General features: G+C 44.4%; 12 protein-coding genes. 11 read left to right on the forward strand and 1 reads right to left on the reverse strand.

Annotated features, from left to right (window positions below; all coding sequences use genetic code 11):
• Positions 1-5: 5 nt before the first annotated feature.
• Positions 6-518: a DUF2062 domain-containing protein gene (locus HRQ85_RS16555; RefSeq protein ID WP_017060232.1), complete on the reverse strand. Its 513-nt coding sequence runs from the start codon at positions 516-518 to the stop codon at positions 6-8.
• Positions 519-535: 17 nt separating this feature from the next.
• Here HRQ85_RS16555 and HRQ85_RS16560 point away from each other — a divergent pair, with 17 nt between their 5' ends.
• The 11 genes from HRQ85_RS16560 (at position 536) to pyrF (ending at position 12,141) form a co-directional block, all read left to right on the forward strand.
• On the forward strand, positions 536-2,866 hold the full coding sequence (locus HRQ85_RS16560) for a DNA internalization-related competence protein ComEC/Rec2 (RefSeq protein WP_172380155.1): 2,331 nt from the start codon (positions 536-538) through the stop codon (positions 2,864-2,866).
• 31 nt (positions 2,867-2,897) lie between these two features.
• Positions 2,898-4,646 carry a lipid A ABC transporter ATP-binding protein/permease MsbA gene (gene msbA, locus HRQ85_RS16565; RefSeq protein ID WP_081228813.1) on the forward strand — a complete coding sequence of 583 codons (1,749 nt, stop codon included), beginning with the start codon at positions 2,898-2,900 and terminating at the stop codon, positions 4,644-4,646.
• Between the two features lie 14 nt (positions 4,647-4,660).
• Positions 4,661-5,668, forward strand: a complete 1,008-nt coding sequence (gene lpxK / locus HRQ85_RS16570; RefSeq protein WP_172380156.1) for a tetraacyldisaccharide 4'-kinase — start codon at positions 4,661-4,663, stop codon at positions 5,666-5,668.
• The gene (locus HRQ85_RS16575; protein ID WP_004736429.1) at positions 5,649-5,828 is read left to right on the forward strand and encodes a Trm112 family protein; all 180 of its coding nucleotides are present in this window, start codon (positions 5,649-5,651) and stop codon (positions 5,826-5,828) included. Before lpxK ends, HRQ85_RS16575 begins: the two co-directional genes overlap by 20 nt.
• The gene (gene kdsB / locus HRQ85_RS16580) at positions 5,828-6,574 is read left to right on the forward strand and encodes a 3-deoxy-manno-octulosonate cytidylyltransferase (RefSeq protein WP_048609374.1); all 747 of its coding nucleotides are present in this window, start codon (positions 5,828-5,830) and stop codon (positions 6,572-6,574) included. Before HRQ85_RS16575 ends, kdsB begins: the two co-directional genes overlap by 1 nt.
• A 292-nt stretch (positions 6,575-6,866) precedes the next feature.
• Complete coding sequence (cmk, locus tag HRQ85_RS16585) at positions 6,867-7,547, forward strand: (d)CMP kinase (protein ID WP_017060237.1); 681 nt, start codon at positions 6,867-6,869, stop codon at positions 7,545-7,547.
• Between the two features lie 106 nt (positions 7,548-7,653).
• Positions 7,654-9,324, forward strand: coding sequence for a 30S ribosomal protein S1 (gene rpsA / locus HRQ85_RS16590; RefSeq protein WP_010439921.1), 1,671 nt, complete (start codon positions 7,654-7,656; stop codon positions 9,322-9,324).
• Positions 9,325-9,445: 121 nt separating this feature from the next.
• Positions 9,446-9,730 (forward strand): integration host factor subunit beta, encoded by a 285-nt coding sequence (ihfB, locus tag HRQ85_RS16595; RefSeq protein ID WP_017060238.1) that lies wholly within the window; start codon positions 9,446-9,448, stop codon positions 9,728-9,730.
• A gap of 129 nt (positions 9,731-9,859) precedes the next feature.
• Positions 9,860-10,132 carry a LapA family protein gene (locus HRQ85_RS16600; RefSeq protein WP_017066774.1) on the forward strand — a complete coding sequence of 91 codons (273 nt, stop codon included), beginning with the start codon at positions 9,860-9,862 and terminating at the stop codon, positions 10,130-10,132.
• A 12-nt stretch (positions 10,133-10,144) separates the two neighbouring features.
• Complete coding sequence (gene lapB, locus HRQ85_RS16605; RefSeq protein ID WP_016769333.1) at positions 10,145-11,320, forward strand: lipopolysaccharide assembly protein LapB; 1,176 nt, start codon at positions 10,145-10,147, stop codon at positions 11,318-11,320.
• A 125-nt stretch (positions 11,321-11,445) separates the two neighbouring features.
• Entirely contained in the window at positions 11,446-12,141 is a 696-nt protein-coding gene (gene pyrF, locus HRQ85_RS16610; RefSeq protein WP_017078954.1) for an orotidine-5'-phosphate decarboxylase, read from the forward strand.
• The last annotated feature ends 82 nt before the right edge of the window (positions 12,142-12,223 follow it).

The raw sequence follows: 12,223 nt of genomic DNA on the forward strand, positions 1-12,223 counted from the left end.
GGCGTTCAGTGCCTTGCTTGTCGCTTTTTCCAACTTCTTACTACTGAGTAACGCCATAAACCGCGAATACCAAAGTAGCCAATCATTGCTGAAACCACGCCACAAATCAGACAACCCAATAAGAACGGAGGCCCTATAGTGCTCATTTGCGCCAATATGAAGTCCCAAGACAATTCGAAATGGAAGGCTTGAGGTGGCACATGCATAACAAACGCCCCGACTTTATAAGCAAAGTAGAAGAGAACAGGCATGGTAACCGGGTTACTGATCCAAACAAGTGCGACAGCTAAAGGCAGGTTAACGCCACATGCGACAGCAAGGCCTGCAGACATAATCATTTGACTTGGTAGAGGGACAAACGCCATGAATAACCCAACAGCAAACGCGCCAGCCGCAGAGCGACGATTAAGGCACCATAAGTTGGGGTTGTACAAAACATTGCCAAAAACTTTCAATGCTTTCTGACGCTTGATTAGATCATGGTCAGGCATAAATCGTTTGATAAACTTTCTTGGCATAGGAGGAAGCTACTCTCTTGTTTAACACTTGGTTCTTGATTTCATTTGCTGCGACAGTTGTGTCTGCCAGCTTCTGGCCTGTGATGCCACATTGGGTTTGGGCACCATTGATGCTGTTGTTAGTGCTAGCATCAACAAAGTATAGCGTTTTCCGGAGTGCAAGAGATCCAGTAACAGCATTGATACTAGTTATCTGCCTAGGGAATGCGATTGAAATACAAACGAGTCGCTTATTCCAATCAGGGCAGAATACTACCATAAATGCGTCGGTTGTTAGCCTTTTTAGTGAAAATAGCCACGGTTTTGAAAGCGTAATAGTAGCCAGATCAATTGGCGGCGAAAAATTAATCTTTCCCCAATTGATAAAATTGCGTTTGTTTACTCCTTTTAAGTTAACGCTTGGAGATGATGTCTATTTATCGGCCTCAATAAAGCCGGTATGGGGCAAACTCAATGAAGCCGGCTTTGACCTCGAAAAGTACTTGTTTAGTGCTGGCGTGGTTGCCAATGCAACTTACAGAGCAGAAACCAAATACCGAATTCACTCTAGCACTAACTTACGCTCCCGGTGGTTTGAAACCAGCCTTGAAAGGTTAAGTCTGCTGGCAAATCAAGATCTCATTATCGCTTTGAGTTTTGGATATCGCGACCTTATTCCCCCTCAGCGGTGGGAATTGCTTAAAAGCAGTGGCTTGATTCACTTGATGGCTATCTCGGGGCTGCATATTGGGATTGCCTTTGGTATTGGTTATCAGATTGGCAAGATATTCAGGCTACTTTCCCCTTCATTTCTTTGGTTACCTACAATACTCGGGCTCGGCTTGGCGTATTTCTACAGTTGGCTTGCTGGATTCACGCTGCCAACCTTGAGAGCTTTAGTAATGTGCTCCATCGCCAGTTATTTCTTGTGGCGAGGGCAGAATATCAGTTTGCTTCGGTATGTTGCTTTAAGTCTTTGCGTGGTTCTGCTGATTTGGCCGTTTTCAGCATTGTCGAGCAGCTTTTGGCTGTCCTTTGGTGCATTGGGCGCTGTTCTCTATATCGCGTTAAATACACAGCGCTCAGCTTCAACCTTTACATTTATCAACCGCGCACTCCAACTGATTAAGATTCAACTGATGCTGACATTCCTTATCGCGCCTTTTTCGATGTTGTTTTTCAAAGGAGTTAGTATAGTCTCTGTTTTCTACAACTTGTTCCTTTTGCCTTGGGTATCGATGGTGACGATCCCGCTATTATTTCTGGCAATGTTTCTAAGCTTAATATCGGAGTCAGTGTCTGGCGTGGTTGGTATAACAGCGCTAGACAATGATTTGGTCAGTCAGCTGTGGAAGTTAGTCGACTTATCGCTCGAGCCTCTCGTATTTAGTATTCCTTTCTCTGAGCGATTTTGGATCCAAGTTGATAATCAGACGATTGTATTATCAGTATTCCTTATCTTGTTTTTGAGCTTTGTCAGTCGGTATTTCAAGCGAACATTATCGATATTAGTAACTGCAGTGTTTGTCCTGTGGTGGGAGTTCAGCAAACCCCAACAAGACAAACTAACTATTGATATCTTGGATGTTGGGCATGGGTTGTCTTTGGTCTTGGAGAAGAACAATCAGATTGTTGTTTATGATCTTGGCAATGCGTGGCCAGGAGGTTCGGTTGTTGAGTCCTTGTTGATTCCTACTTTAAACCAGAGGGGGATTTATGAATTAGAAGGTGTGATTGTGAGTCATTTCGATTCTGACCATGCCGGTGGTTATCCGGCGTTACTTGAGAACTATACGCCAAAGTGGATACGAACCAGTCAGAACCTTATTCAAGAACGCCAATCTGCCACTCAAGCCCCGTCTAATATTCAAACATGTACTATTGGAGAGGTTTGGAACTGGCAAGATGTTGTTTTTGAGGTGTTGTGGCCGCCTAAGCAAGTAAAGAGGGCGTATAACCCACATTCGTGTGTGGTCAAGATCTCAGATCATAGTGCTGATTTCTCAATGTTGCTCACTGGTGATATTGAACTGGTAAGTGAGTGGTTACTTGCTCGTGAAGGAGAACAGCTAAGGAGTGATGTTATGTTGGTTCCGCATCATGGCAGCGATTCGTCATCGATTAAGTCGTTTATTGAGGCGGTGTCTCCTCAGTTGGTGATAGCTTCTCTTGCCAAAGGCAACCAGTGGGGAATGCCGAGTGAGTCTGTTATTGAACGTTATCAGGAAGCGGGGAGTACTTGGCTAGATACTGGAGAAAGCGGACAAATAACCATCACTCTTAGCAAAGAAGGTTGGCAATATCATGCGATTAGAGAACAACAAGGCGGGCAGTGGTATAGGCAGATGCTCCGTAAGGGAGTAGAATAGATAGATTATTGTGAGAAAATTAAGCGATTCTATGTCAACACAAACAGATGAAACTACCTGGGTCACATTTAAAAGACTTTGGACTTATATTCGATTATATAAGGCCGGCCTAGGTGTTGCGGTAATTGCGCTTATTATAAATGCCGTTTCTGATACCTATATGATTTCCTTACTAAAGCCGTTACTTGATGAAGGCTTTGGTAATGCTGAATCTGACTTTTTACGTACACTTCCACTTATTATCTTTGCCATGATGTTCGTTCGTGGCGTCAGTGGCTTTGTTTCAACCTATTGCTTGAGTTGGGTCTCTGGCAATGTGGTGATGGAAATTCGTCGTAAGATTTTCAGCCATTTCATGCACATGCCTGTTTCTTTCTTCGATAAAGAACAGACAGGCGCATTGCTATCTCGAATTACTTACGATTCAGAGCAAGTGTCTGCAGCAACCAGTAAAGCGTTAGTCAGTATTGTCCGTGAAGGTGCAAGTATTATCGGCTTGTTGACGCTGATGTTCTGGAATAGCTGGCAGTTGTCTTTGGTGTTATTTGCTGTCGCGCCTGTTGTTGCTTGGGCGATCAGTATCGTATCGAAGCGATTCAGAAAGATCTCTAAGAACATGCAAACCAGCATGGGTCACGTTGCTTCTTCAGCTGAACAAATGCTGAAAGGGCATAAAGTGGTTCTAACTTACGGTGGTCAAGATCTAGAAAAACACCGCTTTGATAAAGTTAGTAACCAAATGCGCCAACAAAGCATGAAGCTAATCACTGCTCAAGCGGCTGCTAACCCAATTATTCAAATGATCGCATCAGTTGCGATTGTTGTTGTTCTATTCCTTGCTAGTGTCGATTCTATTAAAGCCGAGCTTACTCCTGGTACGTTTACCGTTGTCTTCTCTGCAATGTTTGGTCTATTACGTCCGCTAAAGGCGTTAACTAACGTAACGTCTGAATTCCAACGTGGTATGGCTGCGAGTACGACTCTATTTGGTTTGATGGATCTAGATACCGAGCAAAACAAAGGAACGTTGAAACCTGAAACTGTAACGGGTGAAGTTGCAGTAAAAGATGTCACGTTTACTTATGACGGTGCAGAGAAACCAGCACTTGATAAGGTCAGCTTTAATATACCGAAAGGTAAAACGGTTGCGCTTGTTGGGCGGTCGGGTTCGGGTAAGAGTACCATTGCCAACCTATTTACTCGTTTTTATGACGTAGACTCTGGTTCAATTGAGCTTGATGGCCACGACATTCGTGATTACGAATTGAGAAACCTGCGTGAGCACTTTGCTCTCGTTTCTCAAAATGTACATCTGTTTAACGATACGGTGGCTAACAACATCGCTTACGCAGCAGAAGAACAGTATTCACGTGAGCAGATCGAACACGCGGCTAAGCTTGCTCATGCAAGTGAGTTTATCGATGGCATGGAAAATGGCATTGATACTGTTGTGGGCGAGAATGGCGCGAGTCTTTCTGGTGGTCAAAGACAGCGTATCGCGATTGCTCGAGCGCTATTGAGAGATGCTCCGGTTTTGATTCTTGATGAGGCAACGTCTGCACTGGATACAGAGTCAGAGAGAGCTATTCAATCCGCACTAGAAGAGCTGCAGAAAGACAAAACAGTATTAGTTATCGCACACCGACTCTCTACCATCGAGCAAGCCGATGAGATTCTAGTGGTTGATGATGGTCATATTGTAGAAAGGGGCGCACATGCTGAGCTAATAGCACATGATGGTGCCTATGCACAATTACACCGAATTCAGTTCAGCGGATAAGATTAGGTCTTGTTGTGATCGAAAAGATTTGGTTTAACAGTCACCCGTTGAAATATCTTCTCTGGCCGCTATTGTGGCCACTAAGTCTGCTGTTTAAAATGATCAGTAGTCAGCGTCGTGACGCTTATCTATCGGGGAAGAAAGAGACCTACCGCCCGCCTTTACCTGTGATTGTTGTGGGCAATATTACTGCTGGTGGAAATGGTAAAACACCGGTTGTGATTTGGTTAGTTGAGATGCTTCAGGCTCACGGCTTTAAACCCGGAGTCGTATCTCGTGGCTACGGTGCAAAAGCACCAAGCTATCCGTTGGTGTTGGATGAAAATACCCCAGCTGAGCATTCGGGTGATGAACCTCGCTTGATTCGTAAGCGAACTGGTGCGCCAGTCGCAGTCGACCCTGTGCGAACTAACGCAGTGAAAGCATTGCTGAGCAAAGGCGTTGATGTGATCATCACTGACGATGGCCTTCAGCATTACGCGCTTGAACGCGATATTGAATTTGCAGTTATCGACGGCGCAAGACGCTTTGGTAGCGAGAGCTTGATTCCTTTAGGTCCATTACGAGAGCCGGTTTCACGTTTAGAAGAGGTCGACTTTTTGGTAAACAATGGCGGTAAAGCGCACGGTCGAGAGTTCTCGATGTCTTTGCTTCCAAGCCAAGCAGTTAACCTAAAGACTGGTCAGAAAAGGTCTGTGCCAGAATTACACAAGCTGGTGGCTTTTGCTGGTATTGGCCACCCACCGCGCTTTTTTAAAACATTGGAAGATCTTGATGGTGATGTGGTTTTCACACAGGGCTTCGCCGACCATCAAGATTTTGATAAAGATGAACTTCATGCCTTAGCTAATAAAGGTATGAATCTGATTATGACAGAAAAAGACGCTGTAAAATGCGAAGAATATGCGCAAGATAACTGGTGGTATCTTCCAGTTTCTGCGCAGTTTGATGAAGATTCGCAACAGCAAATTTTAAAAAGAATAAAAGAGGTTATGGAATACTATGGATCACCGTCTACTTGAGATCGTTGCTTGCCCTGTATGTAAAGGTAAACTAACTTTTGACAAGGATAAGCAAGAGCTTGTTTGTAAAATTGATCGCCTTGCTTACCCAATTAAAGAGGGTATTCCTGTTCTTTTAGAACCTGAAGCTCGCACCGTTTCTATGGATGAGGGTAAGTAATGTCTTATACGGTTGTTATACCTGCAAGATACCAATCGAGCCGTTTACCAGGGAAGCCACTTGCTGACATTGGTGGAAAGCCGATGATTCAATGGGTATACGAACAGTCAATGAAAGCGGGTGCCGATAACGTTATTATCGCTACCGACGACGCTCGAGTTGAAAAAGCGGCTAAAGCATTTGGCGCGACCGTTTGTATGACATCACCGAATCACGAATCGGGCACTGAACGCCTAGCTGAAGTGATTGAAGTTATGAAGATTCCTGATGATCATATTATCGTGAATGTTCAAGGTGATGAGCCACTTATCCCACCTTCGATCATTAATCAGGTTGCCAATAATCTTGCGAACAGTACAGCTCCGATGGCAACGTTAGGTGTGGAAATTACTCATGCTGATGAAGTGTTTAACCCTAATGCCGTTAAAGTTGTAACTGATAAAGACGGTTACGCCTTGTATTTTAGCCGAGCAACCATACCTTGGGATCGCGATGCTTACGCGAACAACGGTACTGCAGCGGAATCTCCTTTGCTTCGTCATATTGGTATCTATGCTTACCGAGCGGGTTTTATCAATACCTACATCAATTGGGAACCAAGCACTCTTGAGCGCATTGAGTGCCTAGAGCAATTACGCGTGCTTTGGTACGGTGAAAAAATCCACGTAGATGTTGCGGCGGAAGCGCCGGCTGCTGGTGTTGATACGCCTGAAGACCTAGAAGCGGTTCGAGCTATTATTGGCTAAGCTTCTTTGAGCGAGTTCTTCTTTGCTCTACAAAATGAAAAATGATGAGCCTTGCCTATTGCGAGGCTTTTTTCTATCTACCGAAAAGTGCGCTATCGAAAAGCGCGTGTGTGTCTTATTGACCTAAGCAAACGGATATTGAGATAGTTGCATTGGTTTATGCATCATCAACACGGAATTATCTGAGATTTACCTCGCTCGAGTTCCAATTTTTCTCTATAATATGCCGCCTATAAAGTAGTGGCGAATCGCTAGTACAGAATAAAACTTACGACAAAACGTGGAGTAAAAGATGCCTTCTCAAAGCCCAGTGATTACGGTTGATGGACCAAGTGGTGCAGGTAAAGGTACCCTGTGTATGTTGCTAGCAGATAAGCTAGGCTTTCATCTTCTAGACTCAGGCGCTATCTATCGCGTATTGGCTTTAGCGGCAATTCACCATGGTGTGGATACTGAATCAGAGGATGCTTTAGTACCGCTTGCTACACACTTAGACGTGCAGTTTATTGCTGAAGGCGACTTAGTTAAGGTTATCCTAGAAGGTGAAGATGTGTCTGGTGAACTTCGTAAAGAAGAGACTGGCATGGCGGCTTCAAAAGTTGCTGCTTTACCTCGCGTTCGCGAAGCACTGCTTCGTCGTCAACGTGCATTCAGCGCGGCACCTGGTTTGGTTGCAGATGGCCGTGATATGGGAACGGTTGTGTTTCCTGAAGCTGAAGCGAAAATATTTTTAGATGCAAGTGCTGAAGAGCGTGCGAGTCGCCGCCTTAAACAGTTGCAACAGAAGGGGTTAGATGTTAAATTTGACGACCTTTTGAGCGAGATCCAAGAGCGAGACGATCGAGATCGTAATCGCCCAGTGGCGCCACTTCGCCCTGCAGAGGATGCTCTAGTGCTTGACTCCACCTCAATGAATATTGAGCAGGTAGTAGAAAAAGCACTACACTATATTGAATCGAAACTGGCTGGGTAATTTCGCCGAGCTAGTACGAACGTTGGTCGCAAGGATGATGACCGGCGAATTTATCAACCCCATGCGGTAGGATACCCATGGACGTTTAATTATTGAAGATTAAATAATGACTGAATCTTTTGCTCAACTCTTTGAAGAGTTTCTATCTGAAACTGAATTCCAACAAGGCAGCATCGTTAAAGGTACTGTAGTAGCTATCGAGAACGGTTTCGTTCTTGTAGACGCTGGTCTTAAGTCTGAATCTGCTATCCCTGCTGAACAATTCAAGAACGCTGCTGGCGAACTTGAAGTTGAAGTTGGTGCTGAAGTAGACGTAGCTCTAGACGCTGTTGAAGATGGTTTCGGTGAAACTCAACTTTCTCGTGAGAAAGCTAAGCGTCACGAAGCTTGGATCGTACTTGAGAAAGCTTGTGAAGAAGCTGAAACTGTTGTTGGTATCATCAACGGTAAAGTTAAAGGCGGTTTCACTGTTGAACTTAACGGTATCCGTGCTTTCCTTCCAGGTTCTCTAGTAGACGTACGTCCTATCCGTGACACTGCTCACCTAGAAAACAAAGAGCTAGAGTTCAAAGTAATCAAGCTAGACCAGAAGCGTAACAACGTTGTTGTTTCTCGTCGTGCTGTTATCGAATCTGAAAACAGTGTTGAGCGTGACGAACTTCTTGAAACTCTACAAGAAGGTACTGAAGTTAAAGGTATCGTTAAGAACCTTACTGACTACGGTGCATTCGTTGACCTTGGCGGTGTTGACGGTCTTCTACATATCACAGATATGGCTTGGAAGCGCGTTAAGCACCCATCAGAGATCGTTAACGTTGGTGACGAAATCCTAGTTAAAGTTCTTAAGTTCGATCGTGAGCGCACTCGTGTTTCACTAGGTCTTAAGCAACTAGGCGAAGATCCATGGGTAGCAATCGCTAAGCGTTACCCAGAAGGTCACAAGCTTTCTGGTCGTGTTACAAACCTAACTGACTACGGCTGCTTCGTTGAAATCGAAGAAGGCGTTGAAGGTCTAGTACACGTTTCTGAAATGGATTGGACTAACAAGAACATCCACCCTTCTAAAGTTGTTAATGTTGGCGACGAAGTTGAGGTTATGGTTCTTGATATCGACGAAGAACGTCGTCGTATCTCTCTAGGTCTGAAACAGTGTAAAGCTAACCCATGGCAGTCATTTGCAGAAATGCAAGCTAAGGGCGACAAAGTTACTGGTAAGATCAAGTCTATCACTGACTTTGGTATCTTCATCGGTCTAGAAGGCGGTATCGACGGTCTTGTACACCTATCTGACATTTCTTGGAACGCTGCCGGCGAAGAAGCTGTACGTGAATACAAGAAAGGCGACGAAATCTCTGCTGTTGTTCTAGCAGTAGATGCAGAGCGTGAGCGTATTTCTCTTGGCGTTAAGCAAATGGAAAACGACCCGTTCAACGCATACGTTGCTGACAACAAGAAAGGTGTTCTTGTAAACGGTACTGTTACTGCAGTTGACGCGAAAGGCGCTACTATCGAGCTAATCGAAGGCGTTGAAGGTTACATCCGCGCTTCTGAAGTTTCTCGCGACCGTATCGAAGATGCATCTCTAATCCTAAGCGTTGGCGACAGCGTTGAAGCGAAGTTCACTGGTGTAGACCGTAAGAACCGCGTAATCAACCTATCTATCAAAGCTAAAGATGAAGCTGATGAGCAAGAAGCAATGGCTTCACTGAACAAGTCTGAAGAAGGCGCGTTCGGTAACGCAATGGCAGACGCATTCAAAGCTGCTAAAGGCGAATAATAGCTTCTCATTAAGAGAATTATAGCTATCTAGCCAAGAAAGGAGCCGTAAGGCTCCTTTTTTTTTGCTTATTTTTCCGATAGGTCTATAATTTCTAAAAAGAAAACCAACGAGGGTAACTATGACTAAGTCTGAATTGATTGAAAGACTGTGCGCTGAGCAAACGCATCTTTCTGCAAAAGAAATTGAAGACGCTGTAAAAGACATTTTAGAGCATATGGCTTCAACACTAGAAAGTGGTGATCGAATCGAAATTCGCGGTTTTGGCAGCTTTTCTCTGCATTATCGTGAGCCTCGTGTTGGACGTAACCCAAAGACTGGTGACAAGGTAGAGTTAGAAGGTAAATACGTTCCTCACTTCAAACCAGGTAAAGAGTTGCGTGAACGAGTAAACTCAGGAATGTAGCCTACTTATCGGAATTAAGAAAAGCGGCATACTATAATGTATGCCGCTTTTTTATGACCATAATATGGTGGTCTGATTAGTAATTTTCCTGCATAATCGTACAGCTAACCAACCAATGAGTGATGAACTATGAAAATTATAAAAATAGTCGCCGTTATCGCACTTTTCCTAATTGCACTGGCTTTAGGCTCTCAAAACCAAACAACTGTGAATTTCAACTATCTGCTAGCGCAAGGTGACTTCCACCTATCAAGTTTATTAGGTGTTGTATTCGTTTCAGGCTTCGCCCTTGCTTGGTTAGTCTTTGGTAACATGCACATGCGGTCTCAGCTAAAAATTCATCGGTTGAAGAAGCAACTCAATAAGCAATCAAAGCAGGTCGCTGCTGATACTAAAGCTTAAAGGCTATATTTGATGTTAGAGTTACTGTTCTTACTTTTGCCCATCGCAGCCGCATATGGCTGGTATATGGGTAATCGTAATGCTCAGCAAGAAAAACAAAAGCAATCACACCAGATCTCCCGTCAATACGTGACGGGTTTGAACCTATTACTGTCAGATCAATCTGACAAAGCGGTTGATCACTTCATTGAGCTGCTTCAAGTAGACAATGAAACCATCGATACTCACTTGGCTTTGGGCAACTTGTTCCGCTCAAGAGGCGAAGTCGACCGCGCTATTCGCATTCACCAAAATCTCATCTCTCGTTCGGGGCTTACCCTCGATCAGAAAAACCTCGCACTGCAACAATTAGCCAAAGACTATATGGTCTCTGGTTTCCTTGATCGCGCTGAAAAAATCTTTGAACAGCTTGTAGAAGAACCTGACCATAAAGAGGGCGCTTTACAGCAGTTGGTGGCTATTTACCAGCAGACCCGTGAGTGGAACAAGGCTATCCATTACGGAAATATCTTAGTTAAGCTCGGCAAGAAAAAAATGAAGATGCGTGCGACCGTTGCGCATTTCTGGTGTGAGCTTGCAATGCAAGAACAAGCCGATGGTAATCGTTCTAAAGCGCTTCAGCATTTTAAGAAGGCGCTTTCTGAAGACCCTAAATGTGTTCGCGCAAGTATCGCACTAGGGAAGTTCCACTTAGCGAACGAAGATTACCAAAAGACAATTGATTGTCTTGAATCGGTACTTGAACAAGATATCGATTTTATCAGTGAGGTGTTGCCAACCCTTGCTGAGTGTTACCACAAGCTTGGACAAGAAGCTCAATTGGTCGAGTTCCTCAAAGCGTGTATTCAGAAGAAAGCCGGTGTATCTGCTGAACTGATGCTGGCGCAATTGGTTGCTCACCATGAAGATGTAGGCTCTGCTCAAGAGTTACTGACAAAGCAGCTTGTTAAAAATCCAACCATGAAAGGTTTTTATCGATTAATCGATTACCACCTAGCGGAAGCAGAAGAAGGCCGAGCAAAAGACAGCTTAACCACACTTCAATCTATGGTTGGTGAACAGCTTAAGGTTAAGCCTCATTACCGTTGTCGTCAGTGTGGTTTCTCGACACACTCAATGTATTGGCACTGCCCTTCATGTAAAGGGTGGGGGACGATCAAGCCTATTCGTGGGCTTGATGGTGAATAGATTTGTGGTCATTTTAAGACCAAATTATTAATTGCAGCTTTCGGGCTGCATTTTTATGACTGTTATTTATCACCTGCTTAGGTGATTGAAAATTATTTAGAAAGTTAACTGCGTTAGGAGATGAAATGAACGACCAAAAAATCATTGTAGCCTTGGATTATGATAATCAAGCGGATGCGTTAGCCTTTGTCGATCGTATTGACCCAGCATCTTGCCGCCTAAAAGTGGGTAAAGAGATGTTTACCCTGTTTGGCCCTGAATTTGTTCGTGAATTACATAAGCGTGGTTTCTCAGTATTTTTAGACCTTAAATTCCACGACATCCCGAACACATGTTCAAAAGCAGTCCGTGCTGCCGCGGAACTGGGTGTTTGGATGGTGAACGTACACGCAAGTGGCGGTGAGCGCATGATGACAGCTTCTCGCGAAATCTTAGAGCCTTACGGCAAAGACCGTCCGCTGTTAATCGGTGTAACGGTACTCACCAGTATGGAGCAATCTGATTTAGCGGGTATCGGTCTGGATCTTGAACCACAACAACAAGTGATGCGCTTGGCTTCTCTGACGAAAAACTCAGGCTTAGACGGTGTTGTATGTTCTGCGCAAGAGGCATCTTTGCTTAAAGGTGCACTTGGTCAGGAGTTCAAGCTAGTTACTCCAGGTATTCGCCCTGTCGGCGCTGATGTTGGTGACCAGAAGCGTATCATGACGCCTTCTAAAGCGATTGAATCAGGCTCAGACTACCTTGTTATTGGCCGTCCGATTACGCAAGCGATAGACCCTGCTGCTGTGCTTGCGGAGATCAACGGTACGCTTGCTTAAATATACATTTAGATTGAGATACAAATAAAAAGAAGGCCAGCAAATTGCTGGCCTTCTTTTTTTAGTCTGGATGGATTAGTCT

This window comes from Vibrio sp. Vb339 (assembly GCF_902751245.1).
Classification (GTDB): Bacteria; Pseudomonadota; Gammaproteobacteria; order Enterobacterales; family Vibrionaceae; genus Vibrio; species Vibrio coralliirubri.